Annotated in this window: 23 protein-coding genes; 9 read left to right on the top strand and 14 right to left on the bottom strand. The window is 67.9% G+C overall.

Translation table 11 applies throughout. From position 1 onward, the window contains the following. Positions 1 to 3 precede the first annotated feature (3 nt). Genes AACZ75_RS13435 through AACZ75_RS13410 form a run of 6 tightly spaced genes read right to left on the bottom strand, consistent with a single transcriptional unit; the run spans position 4 to position 6,268 of the window. Complete coding sequence (locus tag AACZ75_RS13435; protein WP_339873523.1) at positions 4 to 1,188, bottom strand: NnrS family protein; 1,185 nt, start codon at positions 1,186 to 1,188, stop codon at positions 4 to 6. Further along, positions 1,185 to 1,577 (bottom strand): chorismate mutase, encoded by a 393-nt coding sequence (locus AACZ75_RS13430; protein ID WP_339873521.1) that lies wholly within the window; start codon positions 1,575 to 1,577, stop codon positions 1,185 to 1,187. Before AACZ75_RS13430 ends, AACZ75_RS13435 begins: the two co-directional genes overlap by 4 nt. After that, positions 1,574 to 2,488, bottom strand: coding sequence for a U32 family peptidase (locus AACZ75_RS13425; RefSeq protein ID WP_339873520.1), 915 nt, complete (start codon positions 2,486 to 2,488; stop codon positions 1,574 to 1,576). The genes AACZ75_RS13430 and AACZ75_RS13425 overlap by 4 nt, the downstream gene beginning before the upstream one ends. Further along, positions 2,485 to 3,498 (bottom strand): peptidase U32 family protein, encoded by a 1,014-nt coding sequence (locus AACZ75_RS13420; protein WP_339873519.1) that lies wholly within the window; start codon positions 3,496 to 3,498, stop codon positions 2,485 to 2,487. The genes AACZ75_RS13425 and AACZ75_RS13420 overlap by 4 nt, the downstream gene beginning before the upstream one ends. After that, a complete protein-coding gene (locus tag AACZ75_RS13415; protein WP_339873517.1) occupies positions 3,495 to 4,019 on the bottom strand; it encodes an SCP2 sterol-binding domain-containing protein in 525 nt (174 codons plus the stop codon). The genes AACZ75_RS13420 and AACZ75_RS13415 overlap by 4 nt, the downstream gene beginning before the upstream one ends. Then, entirely contained in the window at positions 4,010 to 6,268 is a 2,259-nt protein-coding gene (locus tag AACZ75_RS13410) for an adenosylcobalamin-dependent ribonucleoside-diphosphate reductase (protein ID WP_339873515.1), read from the bottom strand. The genes AACZ75_RS13415 and AACZ75_RS13410 overlap by 10 nt, the downstream gene beginning before the upstream one ends. Positions 6,269 to 6,469: 201 nt before the next feature. Here AACZ75_RS13410 and AACZ75_RS13405 point away from each other — a divergent pair, with 201 nt between their 5' ends. Next, a complete protein-coding gene (locus tag AACZ75_RS13405) occupies positions 6,470 to 7,114 on the top strand; it encodes a DUF542 domain-containing protein (protein ID WP_339873514.1) in 645 nt (214 codons plus the stop codon). 5 nt (positions 7,115 to 7,119) lie between these two features. On the opposite strand, the gene AACZ75_RS13400 is transcribed toward AACZ75_RS13405, so the two are convergent. The 7 genes from AACZ75_RS13400 to AACZ75_RS13370 all read right to left on the bottom strand — a co-directional run bounded on the left by AACZ75_RS13400 (position 7,120) and on the right by AACZ75_RS13370 (position 12,546). Continuing rightward, positions 7,120 to 8,307 carry a molybdopterin molybdotransferase MoeA gene (locus AACZ75_RS13400; RefSeq protein WP_339873513.1) on the bottom strand — a complete coding sequence of 396 codons (1,188 nt, stop codon included), beginning with the start codon at positions 8,305 to 8,307 and terminating at the stop codon, positions 7,120 to 7,122. Next, positions 8,304 to 8,795 carry a cyclic pyranopterin monophosphate synthase MoaC gene (moaC, locus tag AACZ75_RS13395; protein WP_339873512.1) on the bottom strand — a complete coding sequence of 164 codons (492 nt, stop codon included), beginning with the start codon at positions 8,793 to 8,795 and terminating at the stop codon, positions 8,304 to 8,306. Before moaC ends, AACZ75_RS13400 begins: the two co-directional genes overlap by 4 nt. After that, complete coding sequence (gene moaB, locus AACZ75_RS13390) at positions 8,792 to 9,328, bottom strand: molybdenum cofactor biosynthesis protein B (RefSeq protein ID WP_339873510.1); 537 nt, start codon at positions 9,326 to 9,328, stop codon at positions 8,792 to 8,794. Before moaB ends, moaC begins: the two co-directional genes overlap by 4 nt. Then, the gene (locus AACZ75_RS13385) at positions 9,328 to 9,798 is read right to left on the bottom strand and encodes a molybdenum cofactor biosynthesis protein MoaE (protein WP_339873509.1); all 471 of its coding nucleotides are present in this window, start codon (positions 9,796 to 9,798) and stop codon (positions 9,328 to 9,330) included. The genes moaB and AACZ75_RS13385 overlap by 1 nt, the downstream gene beginning before the upstream one ends. Before the next feature lies 1 nt (position 9,799). Continuing rightward, positions 9,800 to 10,048 carry a MoaD/ThiS family protein gene (locus AACZ75_RS13380; protein WP_339873507.1) on the bottom strand — a complete coding sequence of 83 codons (249 nt, stop codon included), beginning with the start codon at positions 10,046 to 10,048 and terminating at the stop codon, positions 9,800 to 9,802. 13 nt (positions 10,049 to 10,061) lie between these two features. Then, entirely contained in the window at positions 10,062 to 11,846 is a 1,785-nt protein-coding gene (locus tag AACZ75_RS13375) for a pyridoxal-dependent decarboxylase (RefSeq protein ID WP_339873505.1), read from the bottom strand. 175 nt (positions 11,847 to 12,021) lie between these two features. Further along, positions 12,022 to 12,546 (bottom strand): 6-carboxytetrahydropterin synthase, encoded by a 525-nt coding sequence (locus AACZ75_RS13370; RefSeq protein WP_339873503.1) that lies wholly within the window; start codon positions 12,544 to 12,546, stop codon positions 12,022 to 12,024. Positions 12,547 to 12,908: 362 nt separating this feature from the next. Here AACZ75_RS13370 and AACZ75_RS13365 point away from each other — a divergent pair, with 362 nt between their 5' ends. The 8 genes from AACZ75_RS13365 (at position 12,909) to AACZ75_RS13330 (ending at position 22,213) form a co-directional block, all read left to right on the top strand. Next, entirely contained in the window at positions 12,909 to 13,826 is a 918-nt protein-coding gene (locus tag AACZ75_RS13365; protein WP_339873501.1) for a sugar nucleotide-binding protein, read from the top strand. 8 nt (positions 13,827 to 13,834) lie between these two features. Further along, a complete protein-coding gene (locus AACZ75_RS13360) occupies positions 13,835 to 14,863 on the top strand; it encodes a hypothetical protein (RefSeq protein ID WP_339873499.1) in 1,029 nt (342 codons plus the stop codon). Between the two features lie 101 nt (positions 14,864 to 14,964). Next, positions 14,965 to 16,953 carry an SLBB domain-containing protein gene (locus AACZ75_RS13355; protein WP_339873497.1) on the top strand — a complete coding sequence of 663 codons (1,989 nt, stop codon included), beginning with the start codon at positions 14,965 to 14,967 and terminating at the stop codon, positions 16,951 to 16,953. Further along, positions 16,950 to 18,056: a hypothetical protein gene (locus AACZ75_RS13350; RefSeq protein ID WP_339873495.1), complete on the top strand. Its 1,107-nt coding sequence runs from the start codon at positions 16,950 to 16,952 to the stop codon at positions 18,054 to 18,056. The genes AACZ75_RS13355 and AACZ75_RS13350 overlap by 4 nt, the downstream gene beginning before the upstream one ends. After that, entirely contained in the window at positions 18,053 to 19,009 is a 957-nt protein-coding gene (locus tag AACZ75_RS13345; protein ID WP_339873493.1) for a glycosyltransferase family 2 protein, read from the top strand. The genes AACZ75_RS13350 and AACZ75_RS13345 overlap by 4 nt, the downstream gene beginning before the upstream one ends. A 1-nt stretch (position 19,010) precedes the next feature. Further along, positions 19,011 to 19,427 (top strand): GtrA family protein, encoded by a 417-nt coding sequence (locus AACZ75_RS13340; protein WP_339873492.1) that lies wholly within the window; start codon positions 19,011 to 19,013, stop codon positions 19,425 to 19,427. Between the two features lie 71 nt (positions 19,428 to 19,498). Next, positions 19,499 to 20,779: a hypothetical protein gene (locus tag AACZ75_RS13335; protein WP_339873490.1), complete on the top strand. Its 1,281-nt coding sequence runs from the start codon at positions 19,499 to 19,501 to the stop codon at positions 20,777 to 20,779. 21 nt (positions 20,780 to 20,800) lie between these two features. Then, positions 20,801 to 22,213, top strand: a complete 1,413-nt coding sequence (locus tag AACZ75_RS13330) for a hypothetical protein (RefSeq protein WP_339873488.1) — start codon at positions 20,801 to 20,803, stop codon at positions 22,211 to 22,213. Here AACZ75_RS13330 and AACZ75_RS13325 read toward each other — a convergent pair whose 3' ends face one another. Further along, the gene (locus AACZ75_RS13325; protein WP_339873486.1) at positions 22,214 to 23,125 is read right to left on the bottom strand and encodes a M23 family metallopeptidase; all 912 of its coding nucleotides are present in this window, start codon (positions 23,123 to 23,125) and stop codon (positions 22,214 to 22,216) included. Positions 23,126 to 23,131 lie beyond the last annotated feature (6 nt).

Below are 23,131 nucleotides of genomic sequence, written 5' to 3'. Positions count from 1 at the left end.
CGGTCAGCCCCGGCCGAGACGGGGCGTCAGCAGAATCGGGCCGTAGCTGATGACAAAGGCGAGGAAGGCCGCGGACCAGAGCCCGACCGAGACGATCAGCAGCGGATGGTAGGCGGCGGGCATCAGGCCGCCGATCACGCGGGTCAGGGCCGCGGCATTGATCAGCCCGTAGATCAGGATATCGGCCTTGCCGGCGGTCAGGGGGCGGCCGGTATGACCCCGGCTGGAGCGGGTCATGATGGCCAGGGTCATCACCCCGATGGCCCCGGCGGTCAGGGCATGCACGCCGACCGAAGGCAGGACATGGGCGGGGACCATGACCGACAGCCCCAGCAGGACCAGACCCGACGCCAGCCACAGATAGCCGAGGTGCAGAATCAGGACGAGCGGCTCGGCCAGCGTCGCCCCGCCGCGCCAGCGGGCCAGCCGGATCAGGTTCAGGACCCCCGCCAGCAGCAGGGCCACCCCGGTCGCGGGATGGACCGGCGCGAAGCTCCAGGCCGCCAGACCTGCGGCGGTGGCGATCAGGGTCATCGTGTCAAAGCGGCCGGCGACTGCCGGAAGCGGCCCCCCGCGTTTGAGCTGCCAGTTGCGGGTAAAACTGGGTGTGACGCGACCGCCGATCAGGGCGATCAGCAGCGACACGACCGACAGACCCAGACGGGTCGACAGATTGTCGACGCCGCCCGCCCCGGTCTCGAGATGAAAGCCGATGTTGGCCAGGGCCAGCACGGTGACGATCATGGCGACCGGGAGGTTGCGCCAGTTCCGCCCCGCGAGAACCTCGCGCCAGACCACGCCGGCGACGGCCACGAGGAACAGGCAGTCGACGATGACGGGCCAGGCCATCGCGGCGACATCCGCATTCAGCGCGACGGTCAGCATGGCCGCCCGTCCCGCCACCCACAGGCCGAACAGCAGGACCAGCGGCCACCCGACCACCGGCATGCGGCCGGTCCAGTTGGGCACGGCGGTCAGCAGGAAGCCGACGATGATCCCGCCCGCGTAGCCGAACAGCATCTCATGAACATGCCAGTCCAGCCCGATCGGTCCGCCGCCGAGGAAGGCGTGGATCCAGAGCGGCGCGATGATCGCCGACCACAGGGCAGAGAACAGATAGAAGGGGCGCAGACCGATGCTGAAGACGGCAGGCCCGCGATAGGCGCGGATGGCGGTGGCAGTGCTCATGACGGGTTCCGTTGGGCGGGCTCGCCCTGCATAGGCGATCTGCCGCCCGGTCGACTTGACGGACGTCCCGCCGCGCACTGCCCTTCATCAAGGCATGCGCGATGGTCGACGTTCCGGCGCAACAGGGACTGCTGGGCCTGGGCCGAGCGCTCCAGCAGTTCGCGCCAGACCGGCGTGGCGACGGCTTCGTCCAGCCCGTAGCGTCGGGCGGCTATGCGGATGTGGTCGAGTATGAAGGCGATCCGTTCCGGATCGCGAACGCCATCCGGATCCCGTTTGAGGCGGGCGATCTGCATGACTTCGCGTTGCCGCGCGGCCATGAACCGCACCAGAGCGGTGTCGATCCGGTCGATCCGGGCGCGCCGCGCGGCCAGTTCGTCGGTGCTCACAGTGCCGTCCGCGCGCCGGCGGCGCGCGCGCCCGCAGCCCCATGCAGATAACCGCTGACCAGAGGCCCCGGCGGTCCAAGCGCCGCGATCCGATCGGCCAGTTCGTCCGGGGCGATGTGTCCGTCGGCATAGGCGCCGAACGCCCAGGCCACAGCGATCATGTCCAGCGAATGCGGCGACAGGCGCAGGGCGGAAATGCCGGCGGCCGTCAGGGTTTCGACCGCAACATCCACCAGCTGGCAGCCGTGGGACAGGGTCTGCAGACCGTTCACCGCGAGGAAGGCCTGCCCCTCGACCGTGGCCACATCCATGCCGTCGGGGTGCCGGTCGCAGACGTAGCGGCAGGCGTCGCGGTGCAGGCCTTCCATCCGGGCCTGGACGCAGCGACTCGACAGGGCCAGCGGCAACCGGCCGAAGGCGAACAGCTCGAGGGTCAGGTCGGGACAGGCGCGGGCGATCTCGGTGATCGAGCTCACGGGCAGCTCAATATTGGCGCACAGCCGCACGCAGCCCAGGCGCGCCAGTTCCGCCGCCGCGGGGGCGCTGTAGACGTTCAGCAACGGCCCGGCGACGAAGGGGGCGGGGGCCCGGCTCCAGACCGCCGACATGTCGCCGGCCTCAACCAGATGGTCGGGATCCGCCGCCAGATCCGCGGCCAGCCGGCGCTCCCGCGGCGTGGTCGGCAGGGCCAGGGTGGACCAGATCACGGTCTTGCCGGCGGCCTGCAGGCGCTCGGCCGACCGGGCCAGGGCGTGCTGGAGCAGGGGCTGACGCTTTCCGCAGACCACCTCGCCGAGATAGACAGTCTTAACCGGGGCCTCGTCGGCGATCCGGGCGTAGAAGGTCTCGACCCGGTCCGGGGCCCAGTTGAACAGCAGGGGCCCGATCGCCAGTTCCATCGGGCCGCTCATCGCCAGCGCTTTCGATAGGCACCGGTCGTCTCGCGCGCGCCTTCGGCGAGGTCGTTCAACAGGGACTCATAGGGGGCCGGGGATTCGCCACGCCCGATCGCGTCGATGGCGGCGCGGAAGGCGGCGGTGACGCGCGCGACATAGGCTCTGCCTCTCTGGCGGCCCTCGATCTTGACGGCGGTGACGCCGGCCTCGGCCAGACCGGCCAGCAGGCTCATGGCGTTCAGACTGACCGGATCCTCGAACAGATAGCCGGCCTCGTCCGACTCGCCGCCATGGAACCGGCCCTTGCACAGGGTCGGATAGCCGCCGGCCTCACCCGCCGGCAGGCGGTCGACGGCAAATCCGGACAACCGGGTGGTGCGTGCGCCGTCGGTGTCGCGGAAGCTGACGGCCTCCGGCGGGGAACAGACCCCCGACAGGTTGGGTGACCGGCCCGACGCATAGGAGGACAGGGCGCAGCGGCCCTCGGCCATCACGCACAGGCCGCCGTAGACGAAGGCCTCGGTCTCGACCGTGATTTCCCGCGACAGGGCCTTGATCTCCTCGACGCTGAGGACGCGCGGCAGGACGACGCGTTTGACCCCGTATTCACGCGCATAGAAGGCGATGGCTTCCGGCGTGCCCGCCGCGGCCTGGACCGACAGGTGCAGGCGGGTATCGGGATGGTCGCTGTGCATGTGCGACAGCACGGCCAGGTCCGCGGCGATGACGGCGTCGACGCCCGCCCGGGCCGCCGCGTCGGCCGAGGCCCGCCACAGATCGGTGGCGTCGGCCCGGGCGAAGGTGTTGAGCGCCAGCAGGACCCGGGCTCCGCGTTCATGGGCCCAGTCGGTCGCGACCCGGAGTTCCTCGGGCGAGAAGTTCAGACCCGGGAAGTTGCGCGCATTGGTCTCGTCACGGAAGCCGCAATAGACACTGTCGGCCCCGGCCTCGACCGCGGCCTTCAGCATGGCCGGCGATCCGGCGGGGCAGACCAGTTCAAGCGCCGGAGCCGTCGCGGCGGTCATGCCCGGGCCCCGGTTTCGCGCCAGCGGCGGGCGATGGACAGCACGGTCTGCAGGGACGGATCGAACCGCCGCGGCAGGCCGAGGATGTCGGCGATCGTCAACTCCGATGCCTCCAGCGCATTGTGCAGGGCCAGGATGGCGGCGGTATCGCCGTCGACATCGATGCAGCGCTGGAAGAAGGCCCCGTCGGCGTCGCCGCGCCCGTCGAACAGGGCCAGTAGCGTCAGCAACGGCCCGCTGATGCGCGCCGAGGCATCGCCGGCGTCGTCATTGGGACGCACCACGCGGATGGACCCGGTTTCACCGTCCGGACGCATCTCGAAGGCGACCGGCAGGTCCACCGGGTTGATGCGGATGGTGGCATGGCGAACCTGGCCCAGACGGTCGAAGGCGTCGGGCTGGCGGCGGGCGATGCTGCGCAGCGAGGCCGTCAGCAGGATCTCGACCGGTCGTCGGGCCCGGTAGAGGACGTCCGTCCAGGACCGGGGGGCCTGTGGACGGCGCAGAGGCGCTATCCGCATCGGGAATAGCCGCAGTCGAGGCAACTGTCGCAGCCCTCCTTGCGCACGAGTCCGGGCGTGCCGCAGCGTGGGCAGGCTGACGGCGAAGGCCTGACCGGGGTCGCTGTAGCCTCGGTCGCCGCGGGCGCGATCTCGGCATCCGCTGCGGCATCGCCGGCCGCCAGACCCAGATGGCGCTCGATCACCCCGCCGATGGCGGCCGGCAGAGAGGGCGTGTAGCGGCCCTCGATCCAGGCTCCACCGCCCGGGTCGAACACAGCCTTCAGCTCTTCCGCCACGAACGAGACATCGCCGCCGCGCCGGAACACCGCCGAGATCATCCGGGTCAGGGCCAGGGTCCAGGCGTAGTGGGCCATGTTTTTGGAGTTGACGAAGATCTCCAGCGGCCGCCGCTTGCCGTCGCCCTCATCATCGGAATCATTGATGGTGACGTAGACGGCATGCTCATCCAGCGGCCATCGGACCTTGTAGGTTGCCCCCTCGAGTCTGACGGGACGTGGCGTCAGGACGGGCGCAGTCGGCGCGGTCGAAACGGCAGGCGTCGGTTCAACGCTGAGCACCGACCCGGTGATGGCGTTGGGGCGATAGGTCGTCAGCCCCTTGCAGCCCATCCGGTAGCCCTGGCGATAGACGTGGGAGAAGGCGTCGAACGGGATGTCTTCCGGGCAATTGATGGTCTTGGAGATCGAGCTGTCGATCTGGGTCTGGGCCGCCGCCTGCATGCGCAGATGGTGCTCCGGGGTCAGGGTCTGGGCGCTGACGAAGGCATTGCCCGGCGCGCTGTCCAGCGGCGCATCCGGCCCCCTGAGCCGGTGCCACAGGGACAGGGCATAGTCCTCGACCGCCTCTTCGCGTTTGCTGCCGTCGGGCTGCAGCACCTTGCGCTTGTAGGCGAAGGCGAACACCGGCTCGATGCCCGAAGAGACGTTGCCGGCCAGCAGGGAGGTCGTGCCGGTCGGGGCGATAGAGGTCAGGCAGCCGTTGCGCAGACCGTGGCGGGCGATCAACTCACGGGTCTCGGGGTCGAGGCCCGCCAGATTGGGTTGCTCCAGCATGATCGGATCGTAGAGCGGGAAGGGGCCCTTTTCGGCGGCCAGCTCGGCCGAGGCACGATAGGCTTCGCGCCGGATCACACCCAGCCAGCGTTCGGTCAGGGCCACGGCCTGATCCTCGCCATAGCGGGCCCCGCAGAAGATCAGGGCGTCGGCGAGTCCGGTCACCCCCAGGCCGAGGCGGCGCTTGGCCCGGGCCTCGGCTTGCTGGGCGGGCAGGGGAAAGCGCGAGATGTCGATGACATTGTCCAGCATCCGGACCGCCGTGCGCGTCAGGGCCCCCAGTTCCGCCTCGTCCATGGCCGCGCCGGCTTCGAACGGCGCGCTGACCAGCCTGGCCAGGTTGATCGAGCCCAGCAAACAGGCCCCGTAGGGCGGCAGCATCTGTTCGCCACAGGGGTTGGACGCCGAGATGACCTCGCAGTGGGCCAGGTTGTTGGTGGCGTTGACGCGATCGATGAAGATCACCCCCGGCTCGGCCGCGTCATAGGTGGCGCGCATCAGGCGGTCCCACAGGTCGGCCGCCGGAACGGTGCGCCGGACCTCGCCGTTGAACACCAGCGGCCAGTCCGCGCCGGCGTCGAGGGCGGTCATGAAGGCGTCGGGGACCAGCACCGACAGGTTGAAATTGCGGAACCGGGTCGCCTCGCGCTTGGCATTGATGAAGGCCTCGATATCCGGGTGATCGATCCGCAGGCAGCCCATCATCGCGCCGCGCCTCTGGCCGGCCGACATGATGGTGCGGCACATGGAGTCCCAGACGTCCATGAAGCTGAGCGGTCCCGAGGCCTCGGCCCCGACGCCGCGCACCGGGGCCCCCGAGGGGCGCACGGTCGAGAAGTCCATGCCGACCCCGCCGCCCTGCTGCATGGTCACGGCCGCTTCGCGCAGGTGCTGGAAGATGCCGTCCAGATCGTCGGGCACGGTGCCCATGACGAAGCAGTTGAACAGGGTTACAGACCGGCCGGTGCCCGCCCCGGCGAGGATGCGGCCCGCCGGCAGGAAGCGATAGCCTTCCAGGGCCTCGCGGAACCGGGTGCGCCAGCGTGCGCGCGTCTTGGCAGGTTCGGCCTCGGCCAGGGCCGTGGCGACCCGGTCCCAGGTGGCTTCGACGGTCTGGTCGCCCTCGCCGTCGACCGGCCGAAAGCGATATTTGCTGCTCCAGATTTCTCCGGCCAGCGGACTGTCGAACGCCATGTCTGATCCCCTTGAAAACGGAGGCCAGACTCGGTGATTCCCTGCGGCGTGCGGAAGCGGTGCGGCCCTGTCGCAGATCGAGACCCCCGTCAAGGCAAGGCTTGACGGGCATCAAGGGGCGGGTGGGGTGAACGGTCTAGGAAGACAAGATCACCTGCGCTCGACGCCGGTGGGCGCAGCACCGGACTGGAGACTCGACCGATGGCCCTTCAATATCTGTCCGTCGGCGATATTGCAGTCATCCTGCCCGGCGCGACCAGCGTGTTTCGTCGGCACAAGATCGACTTCTGCTGCAATGGCGGCGCGCTACTGTCCTCAGAGGCCGAGCGCCGGGGTCTGGATCTGACAGCTCTGGAAATGGAGCTGCGTAATCTGGGTACACCCGGTATCGCCGCTCCGGCCGAGACGGCCGATCTGGTCGCCCACATCATCGAGCGCTATCACAAGGTCCACCGCGTCGAGTTTCCGGAGGCCATCCGTCTGGCGCGCCGGGTCGAGACCGTGCATCAGGCGAACGCCGATTGCCCGCGCGGTCTCGCCGAGCTTCTGACCCTGATGTTCGACGATCTGGAGGACCATCAGCACAAGGAGGAGGCCGTCCTGTTTCCGGCGATGGTTCATGGCGGAACGCCGACCCTGCGCTATCCGATCGCCCAGATGATGCAGGAACATCTGGATCTGGGCGGGCAGCTGGCCTTCATGGCGGACCTGACCGCCGACTTCGTCCCGCCGCAGGGGGCCTGCGCCACCTGGCGGGCGCTCTATGCCGCCTGCAGCAAGCTGGATTCGGACCTGCGCGAACACATCCATCTGGAAAACAACATCCTGTTCCAGCGCTTCATCTGACGGCGTCAGAAAGCCAGAATGTCGACCGTGTCTCCGGCCGCCAGACCGCGGGTACCGGGACGCCGCCGGATCAGGACATCGGCGATCGCCAGCGCCTTCTGCGATCCGGAGTCCTGGATGTTCAGAACGGCGACGCCGCCCTCGACGCGACGACCCCGCTCGAACGTTTCACGGTCGCCGCAGGGTTTCAACGGCGTGGTCAGGACTTCCTCCCGCCAGGTCAGAATGGCCGCCGCATCCCGGCCCGCCAGACCCGCGATCAGGGGGGCGAGGAACAGCCGGGCGGTGACGATGGCCGATGTGGGGTTGCCGGGCAGGCCGACGATCCACTTGCCGTTGGCTCGCCCGAACCAGACCGGTTTGCCGGGCTTTATGGCGACCTTGGAAAAGATCAGCTCCAGACCGAAGGAGGTGAACATCGCGCGGGCGAAATCCTTCTCGCCGACCGAGGCCCCGCCCGTGACCACAATCAGGTCGGCCTCGTCGAGCGCCCGACGGGCCGCGGCTTCCAGGATCTCCGGCGTGTCGGCCAGGCGACGCCGGGCGATGACCCCGGCCCCGAAGTGCCGGGCCAGCTGGGCCACCCCGAACGAGACGCTTTCCGGAATACTGCCGGGCGTCTCCAGCGCCTGTCCGGGTTCGGCCAGTTCATCACCGGTGCCGAGGATGGTGACGCGGGGACGGCGTACGACAGGGAGGGTGGCGACATCGGCGGCAGCGGCGGCGACCATGGCGCGGAAGCCCAGAGTCGTTCCGGCGGGCAGCAGGACCTCACCGGCCGCGAAGTCCGATCCGGCGGCGCGGATGTGGCGGCCCTCGCCCGGCGCGGTGCCGAACCGGGCGACATCTCCGTCACGGTCGACGATCTCCTGAACCACGATCCGGTCCGCCCCGTGGGGCACCGGCCCTCCGGTGAAGACGCGGGCGCAACAGTTGGGCGGCAGGGTCGGGACATCGGCCCGTCCGGCAAAGGCGATCTCGGCGATCGGCAGTCGTGCCGGCAGGGTCGCCAGATCGGCGTCGCGCACGGCATAGCCGTCCATGGCCGAGACCGCGGTGCGCGGGGCGTCGCCGCGCGCCGTCAGGTCGGCCGCCAGAACCCGCCCTCCGGCGGCCTCCAGCGCGACCGTCTCGGCTTCGAGGGGGCGGGCCGCGTCGAGGATCAGGGCGACGGCCGTGTCGAAATCGATCATGATCCGGTGCCGTCCCCGGCCGTCCAGTCGCCCGAACGTCCACCCGATTTGGACAGCAGCCGGACCTGGCTGACGACCATGCCGCGGTCGGCGGCCTTGAGCATGTCGTACAGGGTGAGACAGGCGACCGATACGGCCGTCAGGGCCTCCATCTCGACCCCGGTCGGTCCGCTGACGCGGGCCTCGGCGGTGACGACGAAACCGGGCAGGGTCTCGTCCATGACCACCGTCACCGAGACCTTGTCCAGACCCAGCGGATGACACAGGGGGATCAAATCGGCGGTGCGCTTGGCCCCCATGATCCCGGCCAGTTCGGCGGTGGTGATAACGGCCCCCTTGGGAGCCCGGTCGTCGCGCACCAGGGCCAGGGTCTCGGGCGCGCAGACCAGACGCCCTTCGGCGACGGCCCGGCGCGTGGTGGCGGCCTTGTCGCCGACGTCGACCATATGCACCCGGCCACCGCTATCCAGATGGGTCAGGGCGGTCACGGGCAGATGCCCCGGTAGCGCGGGATCTGGCCGACCAGCGAACAGGGCCGGAACCGGCTGTCCAGCTCCTCGGCCAGGACCAGGTCCCAGGCGTCGCGACAGGCCCCGGTCGAGCCCGGGACGCAGAAGACGAAGGTATCATCCGCCTGTCCGGCCAGGGCGCGGGACTGCAGCGTCGCCACGCCGACCGTGCCGAGGCTCTTGAGATGGAACACGACCGAGAAGCCGTCCAGCTCGCGCCGGAACAGCGGCTTGACCGCCTCGGGCGTCACATCGCGTGGCGCGAAGCCGGTGCCGCCGGTGGTCAGGACCACGTCGATATCGGGGTCGTCGATCCAGATCCTGAGCTGGGCGCGGATGGCCTCGACCTCGTCGTGAACGATGGCCTTGCCCTTCAGGACGTGGCCGGCGGTGGTCAGGCGTTCGACCAGCAGGCCGCCCGAGGTGTCGGTGGTCTCGTCGCGGGTGTCCGAGATGGTCAGGACCGCGATATTCAGCGGGTGGAACGGCAGATCTTCATTGATTCCGGCCATCAGGGCGTCTCGTCCTTCCAGCGCGCCAGGGCGGCGCGGTCCTCGTCTACGGGTTCGATCCAGCGGGTGCCGGCCGGACCGGCCTCGCGTTTCCAGAACGCGGCCTCGGTCTTGAGCCGGTCCATCAGATAGTCGGCGGTCTCGAAGGCCACGCGCCGGTGCGGCGCGGCGGCGGCGACGAAGACGATGGTCTCGCCCGGGACGATGTCGCCGCAGCGATGGACCACGACCAGATCGCTGACCGGGAACCGGGCCGCCGCCGCCTCGGCGATGTCCAGCATCGACCGCTCGGTCATGCCCGGATACCAGTCCAGGGTCAGGGACTCGACGGTCGAACCGTCCTTGCCGACCCCCCGGGCCAGGCCGGTGAAGGCCACGACCGCGCCGTCGCCCGCGCGGTCGGCGAGAAACCTTTCCAGCTCTGCCGGGGCGGAGAGGGGTCCCGTTGCCAGCCTGACGTCGAGGGCCAACTCAGCCTCCCGAGAAGATTGAGAAGAACGCGATCTCCTGGTCCGGCCGGACCTGCACATCGTCGCCGACCACGACCTGATCCAGCGAGGCACGCACGTCCGGGCGCAGCAGGGCGGCGGCGGCGGCCTCGTCCCGGGCCGCCAGACGGTGACGGATTTCGCCCATCGTGGCCCCGCCCTCGGGCAGGTCCAGGGATTGCTCGGCCCCCAGTCGCTCCGCGACGCGGCCGAAGAACAGAATCCGGGTCATCATCGCCTCCATCTTATGCGACCTGCGCCCGATCGGCATCGGCCAGTGCCTGACGCAGCTCCTTGATAAAGCGCGGGAGCAGGTCCTGTCGAACCGAAGGTTCGGACCAGTAGGGGTTCATGAAGACACAGCGGATCACCAGCATGCCCCCGTGGCCGTCCGCCGCATCGTCACGGCCATCGTGTCCGGCCAGGACGGACGCCATCAGGGCGGCGTTGTCCCGGCCCAGGGTGGTCTTCGATACGGCGAAGTCGGGCGAGGTCTGGAAATGGTCGAAGACGGCACCGGTCCGGGCATTCGACCGGCTCAGCGCCTCGCCGGTACGCGCCAGGGAGAAGCAGGCGATATTGCTGTCGGCGGGCAGGAAGCGGGCTTCGGGAACGGCGTCCCGGACCGCCGTCTGGAAGGCCTGGCGGGCGTCCAGCGTGGCGGCCATCAGCGCTCCGAAGCCGTCCGCAGCCAAGCCGATGGTTTCCGCCGTCAGCCAGGTCGCCGCCGCGCCGGCCGCCGAGCGTGACCCCTCCAGGGTCGAGGTCCATTTGCCGTCGCCCAGTTCCGGCCGGTCCAGATAGGGCGCGTCAAAGGCCGAGACCGCATAGCGTTCGGCATCGGGAGCCAGGAAGGCCCCGCAGGCATAGGGCACATAGCCCAGCTTGTGCGGGTCGATGGTGATCGAGTCCGACCGCCGCATGGCGCGCAGGGCCGCGGCGGTTTCCGAAGTCAGGGCCGCCTCGGACGGTCCGTCCAGCATCGCACCGAGAAAGCCGCCATAGGCCGCGTCGACATGCCGCCAGATGCGCCAGCCGCGCTCCGTCTGCCAGTCGTCCATACGGTCATAGAGGCGATCCAGCGGGTCCACGGCCCCGGTCTCGGTCGCCCCGGCCACGGCCACGACCATCAGAATGGGCCGGCCTTCAGCTTCGGCCCGGGCGACCAGCCGCTGGAAATCGGTCAGGTCGAGGCGGCCGGACGCATCCAGGGCAATGCTCCAGATCGCTTCTCCCCCAAGGCCGAAGATGTTGGCCGACTTGCTCCAGGAATAGTGACGGTTGCCGGGGACCAGCATCACCGGTCCCATATAGTCCTGGCCTGAGGCCCGACTGATGCGACGCCAGATGTCGCCCGGGTTGGAGGCTGCGGCGCTGCAGGCCTTCAGGACATCGTCCGAGACCGCGTGGGTGGCGCACAGGTCGCGGAACCGGGCCCAGCCCATATGGGCGGCAGCGAAGGGGTCGAGGCGGGCACCGGTAGTCTCGGCGACATGCAGGGCCAGGGCCAGCCAGTGGTCCAGCCGGTAGCGGGCGCGCCAGACGGCCTCGAAATTGGCGACGGTTCCACCCGAGGTGAAATGCCCCTGGGCCCGGGCCGGGTCATAGCCCAGCATGTCGGCCAGGGCGGCGATGGCCTGCGTTTCGATCACCGTGCCGGCGCGGCTGGCATCGCGCGAGCTGTTGTTGGGATTGTGCAGCATGGCGGCGAACCAGCCCAGCAGGCCCGGCAGCGACAGGTCCGACTTCATATGGGCGATGTAGCGGGGCGAGAAGGTCGGCGTTTCCGCCGTCATGGCGTCGCACAGGGCCAGCAGCCGCTGTCCGAGCCGATCGTCGGCGCGGGGAGCACCCGCGGTGGCCCCGACGGGCTGCGGGTCGACCGGGGCGCTGTCCTCGAACCGGGCCGAGCGCCAGCGGAACCAGTGGTCGAGCGTGGCGTCCATCTCGCCACGCAGGCGGCCTTCATTCTCGGAGCGCGCGCCGGGAAAATATGTCCGGGCGATCTCCCGGGCCAGGTCAGTGCTCATTGCGACGTCGTATGCCTCGCGGGCCGAAAGCGGGTTTGCCCGCCCGGCCATACAGGCTGAGCCCGGAATCCGGATTGCCAACTGTCAATCGACGTCGCGACTCCCGTCAATGCGGCGGCGCGGCCCGCCGCAGACAGGCGGTCCAGCCGGCGGGGCGGCGCGGGTCACGATCCCGCTAGCGTCCGTCCCGGCCCACATCGTCGAGGAGGCGTTCGTAGACCTCGAGGTCGATTTTCGAGAGCAGGGCACCGGGATTCTCATAGATGGCGCTGTTGGCCCCATGCTCGAGACATTCGACACTCTGAACCCAGCAACGACCGTCCGTGGCGCTCCGGATCAGGGTGTCGGCGTGCTCCAGAACATACCGGGACAGGTGTTCGCAACTGGTCCCCGGAACCCGTCGAACCTGGGCCAGGCCCAGGGTCTCCAGGTGCTGGAATGCGCTCTGGTCGGGGTCGTCGGTGCTGATCAGAAGGGTGTGATCGAACATCGTGTGCAACCAGTCCCGGATGGCACCGAAACCGCCCTTGCCGAAGTCCACGACCCAGCCGCGGTGATCGAGTTGCTCGGCAGCAAAGGTGAAACGGAAGCCCAGAGAATAGCCGTGGAGCTGTTGGCAGTGACTGTCGGCGGCCCACTGCCGGTAGGCGCAGGAAAGACCACGATCGGTGCCGTAGGTCTTGGTGGACAGGTAGGCCATGGCGGTTTCCGGGGCAGGGGCACCCTATATCGGGCGGCGCGCGACCGCGCGCAAATCGGCGGCTTCATACCGGCGATGACGACGGTTCGGCCGTCCGGACGGTGCGGCCCGTTCCGCCTGCTCCCGGCCAACCCGCCAGGCGCGAAACCGGCAAGACCGGAGAGGATAAACCCACGCATTCTAACCCTTTGGGTGTTGCGAAAACAGGGTGAGGCCTAGATAGTCAGCGGATTGAACGAGGGCTCGGAAACTTGATTCCAGGCGACGCGACCTGTTCAACCGGTGTTGAATTCGAGATACGTGAGGGTGCGGTTGCCGCGCTCGCCCCGGGCGATAGTCGTGGATCGCCACCCCGCTAACGGATGATGAAAATGCGAATACCCGTTCTCGTGACCGGTGGTGCCGGTATGCTCGGCCTGGCCTTCGCCGAGCATGGGTCCCTTAATGGTGCCCTGGAAGTACGGGCCATGCCGCGGGCCGCGCTGGATGTGCGTGACCCGGATCAGGTGATGGCCCTGGCTGACTGGGTCGAGGGCGGCTGGATCGTGCATTGCGCCGCCACGGTCGATGTCCAGGCCTGTGCGCGAGACCCGGAAGCCGCCCGCCAGACCCTGGTCGAGGGCGCACGTAATGTGTCTCGCCTGGCCAAGGCCGCCAATGCGCGACTGTTCTACCCGCAGTCCTTTCTGGTGTACGAAGGCGGCCCCGACCCGATCGCTGAACAGACCGAGCCTGCGCCCCTGTCGCTCTACGGCGCGCTCAAATGGGAAGCCGAACAGGTCATCCGTGAGGCGCAGCCGGACGCATTGGTGGTTCGCATGGCCGGATTTTTTGGCGGCGACGGTGCCGACAAGAATTTCGTCGGCCGCATTATCCCGGCGATGCACCGGGCCATGATGGGCGGCGCGGCGGTGTTTGAGGTGGGCGACCGCGTGTGGCAGCCGACCTGGACGCGTGATCTCGCGGAAAATTCCCTGTACCTGATGCAGGCGCAGCGTACCGGCGTGTATCAGATGGCGTCGCATGGGCACGCCGCCTTCCATGAAGTCGCAAGCCAGATCGTCGAGGGACTGGGATGGGGGGAGCGGTTCCGCATCCAACCGGTTCCGGCGGCCGCGGTCGCCGTGGCGGAGGCGGGTCCCGAGCGGCGCCCGGACCGCGCGGTCCTCGCCTGCGAACGCTTGCGGCTGGAGAATGCGGATATGCAGCGCGACTGGCGATCGACACTGAACGCCTACCTTGCCGCGCCCTTTTTTGATCAATATCGCCTGGAGGCATGATGTCATCTTTGCTTACCCCCCTCGACTCGCCGATCATGTCGGTGCGCAACCGGACCGTGATGTCCGCCATGACCCGCGGGTTCGCTGACGCGGATCACCGCGCGACACCGGAGATCGTTGCCTATTACCGACGCCGGGCGGAGGGCGGTGTGGGCCTGATCCTGACGGAAGGCGTCGTGATCCATCCCGAGGGCGACGGCTACAAGGACGTGCCGCGGATCGCGACCGCGGCCCAGGCCGAAAGCTGGCGGCCTGTGGTCGACGCGGTCCACGAGGCCGGGGCCAAGATCGCTTGCCAGCTCTGGCATTGCGGCCGCATCTCCCATTCCGACTTTACCGACGGCCTGAAGCCCGTCAGCTCCACGGAGCGCGCGGCCGAGGGCATCAACCGTCAAAACGACAAACCCTACGAAGCGCCGCGCGCCCTGCCGGTCGGAGAGATGCCGGCGGTGCACCAGATGTTTGTCGATGCCGCGCACCGGGCCCTCGGGGTCGGTTTCGACGCCGTGGAACTGCATCTGGGCCACGGCTATCTCGCCGACCAGTTCCTGGACGCCCGCGTCAATGACCGGACGGATGCCTATGGCGGCTCCGTCGAGAACCGCTGCCGGTTCACGCTGGAGCTGGTGGAGGCGGTCCTGAAGGCCGTGCCGGCCGACAAGGTCATCGCGCGCATCTCGCCGTCGCGCTTCATGGGCGGGCTCTATGACTGGCCGGACATGGAGGCGATGCTGGATCATCTCATCCCGCGTCTCTGGAGCCTGGGTCTGCGCACGCTGGATATCAGCTGTGCCAACGCCGACTATTTCGCCACTTCGGGACGCGTCATCCGCACCGTGCGGCCGGTGTGGCCGGGTCTGATCATCGGCGGTGCCTCCCTGTCACAGGCGGACGCCGAGGCCGAGGTCGATGCCGGCCTGCTGGACATGGTCACCTGGGGACGGGCGTTCCTGGCCAATCCTGACCTCGTCCGGAAAATGGAGTCGGGGGTTCCGTGGGTTGAATTTGAAAACGACATGAGAATGTCGTTGGTGTAGGGCACGTATGGCCACGTCCGACGGACGTGACGTCGGAAACTTCATGCGTAAACTCAACTCCGTCTGATCGCTTGACGAGAACAGGGAAGCCTCGGGCTTTTATGACAATCTCACCCTTCCTTACCCCGTCCAGCGCCCTCACTTCGGGGCGTCGCGCGCTCGCCTCCCTTGCCGTGCTGGTCATGCTGGTTGCCGTCTTCGGCGCTGCCGCGCCCGGCACGGCGCTGGCGCAGGCCTCGTTCGACGATCCGTTCAATACCCGGACGCCGACCACAGGTCAGTCGCGCTCCAGCAGCCAGACGAGCCCGAGCAGCGATGGCGGCAGCGCCAGCAGCGGGTCCAGCTCCGGCAATACCAGTTCGCAAGACGAAGACGGCTATCAGCCCGTGACCGTCACCACGCGAAACCGTCAGTCGGAAGACAACCTCGATCCGGCTTCGCCGAGCCGGGGCGACGGCGCGGTCATTCCCGCACCGCCTCCGGGTGAGTTCGAGATCTATGTGGAGCAGGTCCTCGGCAAGGCGCTGCCGCGCTTCGGGTCCTCGCTGCTGGTGCAGGGCCAGCGCAGCTTCAATCCGGCGGCCAACGCCACCATTCCGCCCGACTACCGGCTGAACCCCGGCGACACCATTTATGTGGGGCTGGCCGGTTCGATCGAAGGCAATCTGGATCTGACCATCGACAGCAACGGGCGCGTGTTCGTGCCCCGGGTCGGGGCGGTGATGCTGGCCGGCGTGCGCTACGGCGATCTGGACCGGGTCATGTCCAGAGCCCTTGGCCAGGAGTTCCGTGACTTCACGGTATCGGCGTCCGTGAGCCAGCTGCGCGGTGTTCGGGTCTATGTCACCGGTTACGCGGCGTCGCCCGGTGCCTATAGCGTCACCAGTCTCTCGACCATGATCAACGCCGTGCTCGCCGCGGGCGGGCCGGCCGGCGGCGGCAGCTTCCGCAACATCACGCTGACGCGCAACGGCCGCGTGGTCTCGACACTGGACTTTTACGACCTGCTTCTCAGCGGCGACAAGAGTCGTGACGCGGTCCTGCAGAACGAGGACGTCATCCATATCGGGCCGGTCGGCGCTCAGGTGGCTGTCACCGGCAGCGTCAACAACGAAGCCATCTACGAGGCTGCGCCCGGCGAAACCCTGAGCCATGTGTTGCGCTATGCGGGTGGCTTCAACTCGGTGGCGGATACCAGCCGCGCGGTTGTGGCGGAGGTGTCGAATCTCGATGGGACGGGCTGGCTTCAGCTGGACCTGCGCGAGGCCCAGGCGCGCCCGGTCGAGCGGGGCGCGATCGTCCGCATCCTGTCGGCGGTGGGCATCGCCCAGCCGCGCGAACGCCAGGCTGTCCTGGTGACCATCGAGGGTGAGGTCGAGCGGCCCGGGACCTACTATCTGCAGCCGGGCTCCACCCTTGCCGACGCCATGGCCCAGGCCGGGGCGCTGTCCAGCCGCGCCTACCTCTACGGCACCCGCTTTCTGCGGGAATCGACCCGCCTGCAGCAGGAGGTCAGTTTCGAGCAGGCGATCGAGGATCTGCAGTTGCAGATGGCGGCGCTGCCCCTGGTCGATCGCCAAAGCCGCGGGGCAGAGAGCGCGGTTCGGATGTCGGCCGTGCAGACGGTCATCGAGCGTCTGAGCGAACGCCGCCCCGATGGCCGTATCGTCCTCGGACTCTCGCCCGCGGACGCCATGCTCCCGCTCCACCTGCCGCTCGAGAACAACGACCGGATCAATATTCCGCCCCGGCCGGCGACGGTTGGCGTGTTCGGCGCGGTCTATCAGCCGGGCTCCTTTGTCGAGCGTCCCAATGCCACGATCGGTGACTACCTGGCACTCGCCGGTGGAACGCGTTCGATCGCCGACCCTCGCGAGCTGGCTGTGATCCGTGCCAACGGGTCCGTGATGGCTGCCCGCCAGGGCGGGTGGTTCCGCAGCGTCCTCAGTCAGCCGGCGCTTCCGGGTGATGTGATCTTCGTGCCGGTCAAAACCCAGGGAAGCGACCTGTTCGAACGCCTGCTTCAGCTGTCGACCCTGGTCTATCAGGGCTCGATCGGCATCCTGGCAATCCAGGCGATCACACAATGACGCCTGTCGATCTCTACCGGCGGGGACTGGAGATCAGTCGCAATACGGTGCTTCGGCGCGCTGCCTACGCGGTCGCCATCATCGTGGCGGCCGTGCTCGCGGTCTTCCCTCGCCCCTATGTGGCCTACGCCAAATTCATTCCGCAGGAGTCCACATCCGGCGGAGCCCAGGTGCTGGCCCAGGTCTCGAGCGGTGTCACCAACTTCGCCTCCGCCCTGTCCTCGCAGAGAGGCAGCTATGTCATCATCGGGCGGTCGAACGACGTGCAGGTCGAGGCCCTGAAGCGGCTCAAGGCCATGGGTCATGCCGACTTCGCCGATCAGCGCGACGCCCGCGTCCGCCTCGAAAAGAAGGTGGAGATCCACGTCCTGACCGGCGGCGTCATCGAGGTCCGGTCACGCGACCATGATCCGGAGTTCGCGCGGGATCTCGTCGTCGCCTACACGGCCGCGGTCGAGAAACACCTGGCCGAGCTCGGCGTGGAGCAGGTTGAATACAAGCGCCGGCTGGTCACGGACCGGTGGAGCAAGGCGCGCGAGGATCTCGAGACGGCCGAACAGGTGCTTCTGGATTACCGGCTCCGGTACAATCTGGCGTCGCCCGAAAGCACCCTTGGCCAGAACCTGGCGCGTCGACTGGGTTACGAGGCCACCCTGCAGGCCAAGCAGGTGCAGCTGGAAACCCTGCGCTCTGTCGCAGCCGAAGGCAGTTTCCAGATTCGGCAGATCCAGAACGAAATGAACGTTCTGCGCCGCCAGATCGCGGAGCTGGACAATCCCGGCGAGACCGAAAGTCCCTACCGGCTGTCGACCATCGTGGCAGACTACCAGTCCCTGTTCCGGACCCAGCAGTACGCATTGAGCCTGGTCGAGGGCTATCGGCTCTTCTTTGAAGCCATCGCCATTCAGGAGGTGACCAGCCAGACCAACCTGCAGATCATCGAGCATCCGTTCGTGGATCCGGCCCGGCACTTCAACCTGGCCTTTGTCGGCCTGTTCCTGGCCCTGGTTCTGATGGCGATCTTTACTGAATGGTACGTTCCCTTCACGGGCCTGGGTGGCCGTGCCCGGCTGGGCCGCGCCGGCCGGAACGAACTGGTATGAGGGGCAAGGCCGCCGCCGTGCCGCGGGAAGCCCCGGAAGTCTCCGTCGTCATCCCCTGCTACAACGAGCAGGAGAACGTCGAGACCATCGTGGCCGCGGTTGGCGACGAGCTGCAGCGGGCCGGTGTCACCTACGAGATCGTGCTGATCGACAATGCGTCGACCGATGAGACCGTCGACCTGGCATTGGCGCTGTGCGCGGCGGACAGCCGGGTCAAGCTGATCGCCAACAACCGGAACTACGGTCAGCTCCGTTCCCCGACCTACGGCATCTTCCAGGCGACCGGGCAGGCCGTTATCGCCATGTGCGCGGACTTCCAGGACCCCCCGAGCCTGCTGGGCGTCTTCATCGACAAATGGAAGGCCGGCGCACCGATCGTCCTGGGCATCGGCTCGGGTGAGGGTCAGCAGACCTCCGCCCTGCATGGATTGCTCCGGAACACCGCCTACGGTTTCCTGAACCGGTTCGCTGACTATGAGGTCATCCCGGGCGCGACCGGTTTCGGCATCTATGATCGCAAGGTCGTTGACGAGCTCGCCCGCTGGAACGAGCCGGAGCCCTTCTTCCGGGGCATGCTAGTGGAAAGCGGCTATGCCATTACCCTCGTCCCCTATGAGCGGCCGCGCCGCGCCGCCGGGAAGTCCAAGAACAATTGGGCCACCCTGATCCGGTTTGGCCTGTCCGGACTGGCAGCCTCGTCCAAGGACCTGCTTCGGCTGCCCTTCTATGTGGCAATCGCCGTGGGCGGCCTGTTTGGCCTGACAGTGCTGGGGGCAATCATCGCCCTGGTGTTGGGCCACGGCACCGGCCTCTGGCTGATCGCCATGCTGATCGAGATCGGCTTCGGTCTCCTGTTCGTGTTCCTCGGCCTTATGGGCGAACAGGTGCGGCTGATCTCCGAACGGACGCGCTCGACTCCGCTGGTGATCGAAAAGTTGCGGGTGAATTTCTAGCATGTCGACCCCCGACACCGCCCTGACCCTGTTGCGCGGCCAGCTTGCCCGGTTCGCGCAGCTGTGGGCCTACGCCAAGGTCGGCGTCGTCAACGCCGGGTTCGGCTACGCCGTCTTTTCGCTTCTGGTCTTTCTCGCGCTCAATATGTTCGCGGCCCAGATCATCGCGCACCTGGCGGGGATGGTGTTCAACTACTTCATGTTCCGGCGCTTCGTGTTCAAGAACTCCCGCGCCGCCGTGGTCGAGTACATCGCGACCTATGCCGTGAACTATGTCCTCGGCCTGGCGATCCTGGCCGGGCTTTCCCGGCTCATCCCCTCGCCCTACATCTCTGGATTCCTGGCCATTGCCATCGTGGCGGCGATCAATTTCGTGGTGCTGAAGTTTCTGGTCTTCACGCCGCCGAAGCCGACCTAATGCTGGCCGACAGGGTCAGGTTCCGACCGACGACGGGCCTCATCGTCGAGTCCGTCCTGTGGGCGCTGATCATGGCCAGCGTCGTTCACGTCGTCTGGTGGCTGCTGACGAAGGGCTACCTGCCCCAGCCCTTCATCTTCTTCTCTTTCGACACCTTCATGGACTGGCACAACACGGCGTTCTGGGCTCACAATCCCGGCACGTATGATGTGTGGCAATCGGTCTACCCGCCGATCTCCTTCGTCTTCCTCAGGATCTTCTCGGACGGCAGCTGCTACACGTCCGGCGCGACCCTGGCGCGCGATTGCGATCTCGTCGGGCGGGTCTCGATTATCGGCTTCTGGCTGCTGAGCGGGGTGGTCACCTATCTGGCGCTTCGCCGGATTGACCGCTCGACCGCCTTGTTGAGGGCGACGGCCCTGATGCTGGGACTGCCGATGCTCTATGGGCTCGAGCGCGGGAACCTGCTGATCCCCTGCTATGTGGCCTTCGTGCTGGCCCACAGCCGGATTCTGAAATCGGCGCGCCTGAAATGGCTGGCCCATGCCGTCGCCATCAATTTCAAACCCTATCTGGTCCTGACGCTGCTGCCGCTGATCGTGCAGAGGCGCTGGCGCTGGTTTGAAGGTGCCGGGATCGCCACCCTCGTGCTGTATCTGGTCACCTACGCCATGCAGGGCGGCGGCAGTCCGCTGGACATCGCCACGAACACACAGACCCTTGCGGCGCTGCAGAGTAGCGGCAGCTGGTCCGACATCTATTACGCGACCTCGTTCAGCTCGATGGTGCGCTTCATCAATTCGGATTTCCCGATCGCCTACTATACGGGCACGAGGATCCTCGACTGGCTGAACATCTTCCTGCCCCTGTTGATGCGCGCCTCGCAGGCGGCGGTGGTCGGTTGCTTCGTCCTGTCCTTTCTGCACCCGGGGTCGATCCGCGCCCGATACATGACGGGGGCGATCTGCGCGATGATCCTGACGTCGTCGTCGCCCAGCGGCTATGCCCAGATCTTCCTGCTGTTCTTCGTCTTCATGGAGCCGTGGCGCGGACCGACCCGCATAACCATGCTGGTCACGGCCTATCTGATCTCGATCAGCTACGACTACCGGATCTTTGACGTGGTCCAGCCCTACTTTGACTCCTGGCTCACGGGCCGCTCGGTTCAGATGGAGGTCGGGGTCGCCATTGGACAGTTCGTGCGCCCTGTATTGCTCCTGGTTATCCAGTTCGGGTACGTGACCTTGATGGTGTCGTCGCTCCTCCGCAGCATTCGGCGCAAGCGCGCACGCGAGGCCCGGTCCGTCACGCTGCCGCCCGCGTCTACGGGCCTGGTCCCGTCCGGCGGATAAGGCCAGAGCCCCAGGTCGCCCATGTCCCTGTCCCGCCGCGACGCCCTGACCCTGTCGGCCTCCGGTTTGGTGATGCCGCGACCCGGCGCTGTTCAAGGGCCCGCGACGCCGACGTCCGGCCGGTCGGAAAACCTGTTCCCGAACAGCCAGTGGCAGATCCTGACCGCGCTGGGGCCGGGCTGGAATGGCGATCCGGCGATGCTGCAGGCCCACCTGGACAGTTTCGACACCGAGTGGAACTGGCTGTGCACCGGGAATCTGCCGGCCATCGTCGTCGACCGGATCGCTCTGGAGGCGGAACGCCCCGGCGGCCAGGTCGAGATCCGCCTCTTCGGCGACGACGCGGTCCAGTTCCTCTACCCCGGGGCCGTCCTGACCTTCGATGCCGCGGGTCCCGCCGAGCTGCGGGTCAGTCCGGTCCGGGTTCGATCGGTGGACTACACCCGACGCAGCTTCACCCTGATGCCGCCGCGCAATGCGGCACCGCGGATCGGCCCTGTCCGCTGTAGTTGCCGTCAGGTGATGCGGGCCGACCTCAAGGGCGTCACCGGCCACGGACCCGACGGATGGTCCAAGACGGTCTCGGCCCATCTGTGGGTCGATCGCTGGCCCCGCCTCGCCGATGCCACCCGGCTCGGGATGACAGTCGCCCGGGACGCGACAAGCCCGCTGCGTCCGGCCTGGCGGTCCAACCTGCGACCCTCGATGAAACGCTGCGTCGTCTTTGTCCCCCAGGGGCCGGGGGATGCGCATTTCTATCATGCCCCCGCCGATTTCGAGACCTATCGAGGCCGGCAGGTGGTCTTCGGCATGTGGGTCCAGCGCGTCGCGGGCGGACAGGGACGTCTCTTCGTCAACGACGGTGCTATCGCGACGTCGCGGGCCGTGGCCACCGGGGGCGACTGGACCTGGCTGGAGATGACCCATGAGGTGGCCGCGGACGCGCAGGGAATCGCCTTCGGCTTTGTGGCCGAGGACAGCGATCAGTCTCCCTGGCGCATCGCGGAACCGATGTTGTCCTTCGGCACCGATCTGGGGGAGGGGGCCTATGTCCGCCCCAAGGGGCGGATCGAGAAATTCGTCGTCAAGATGACGCCGGACTCCTATTTCGGGGCGGACTTCGCCTTCCGGACCGGTGGCGCAATCGTCGATTTCGCCGGCGAGACGGGCCTGGCCATCGCCGAGGACGTGCCCATGTTGTTCGGGGCGCTGGAGGGATCGCCCGGACGCGCCGGGTTGCCGCTGTTCACGCGCAGTCAGTTCGAACCGCCCCATCGGTATGGTGCGGCCATCCACGCGCCGGTGGCGAATCGGGCGGCAGCAGGCTGGGCCATGTTCGACATGAACGCCGACGGCACGCTGTGGCTGTTCAGCGAGCCGGGGGCGCGTTGGCGCGACGTCTCGTTCGACCTGAACCAGGCCGTGCTGTGGTGATCAGTCCCGGCGAACGGTGATGGTGTTGGCCTGCGCCTGGACGATGCGCACCGGCGGCCGATCGGTATGAAAGGTCAGGCGACTCCCGCCACGATCATCACGTCGGCTCCGGCTTTCCGGTGCCGGTCTCTGCTCCCTGACAAACACAACCTTCGGCGGAGCCGGCGCGATGCGTTGTTCGTTCTGACCTGAGCGCAGGAGCACCGCGCGGCGATAATCCGTATCGGCGGCGCGAAGACCGCCCGGGGCCAGGCCTCCGCCCAGGAAGGCACCGGGGTCCAGAGAGACCCCGTCGCGTCCGCGCAGTTCCAGATGCAGGTGCGGCCCGGTCGAGGATCCGGTGGAGCCGATCTCCCCGATCTGGGTGCCGCCCGCAAGCCGGGTCCCCCGGCCGACGCCGGCACCGATCCCGGACAGGTGGGCATAGGTCGAGACCAGCCCGTCGGCGTGCCGGATATCCACCGCCAGGCCGTAGCCGCCGCGCCAGCCGGCCCGGGTGACGACGCCATCGGCAATGGCCCTGACGGGGTCTCCGAGCGGTGCCGCCAGATCGATCCCGCGATGCAGGCGCGCGTTGGCCTCCCAGGACATCCGGCGCAGACCGTAGGTCGACGAGACGACGAAGCGGTCGACGGGAGCGGCGAAGCCGGGTCGGCCCAACGGCTGGAGCGGTACGGTGTGCTGCGAGGCAACGGGGGCCGCGACGCCGTCCGCGGCATCATGGAAGGGGGAGGCGTCGACGGACGCCGGGACAGGTCGGGCAACGGGCCCGTTGAGACGGTCAGGACCGGGCACGGCCGCCGTCAGCATGAGCAGACTGACGCCCGCCAGGGCGACCGCCAGGGTCCGGCCGATCCGGACCGGCGACCGTGGCGGCAACAGGCTGACAGGGTCCTCGAAGGCGACGGTCATCTGACG

The sequence above is a fragment of the uncultured Brevundimonas sp. genome, assembly GCF_963975535.1.
In the GTDB taxonomy this organism is placed as follows: domain Bacteria; phylum Pseudomonadota; class Alphaproteobacteria; order Caulobacterales; family Caulobacteraceae; genus Brevundimonas.
This window is presented reverse-complemented; position numbering and strand designations above follow the sequence as displayed.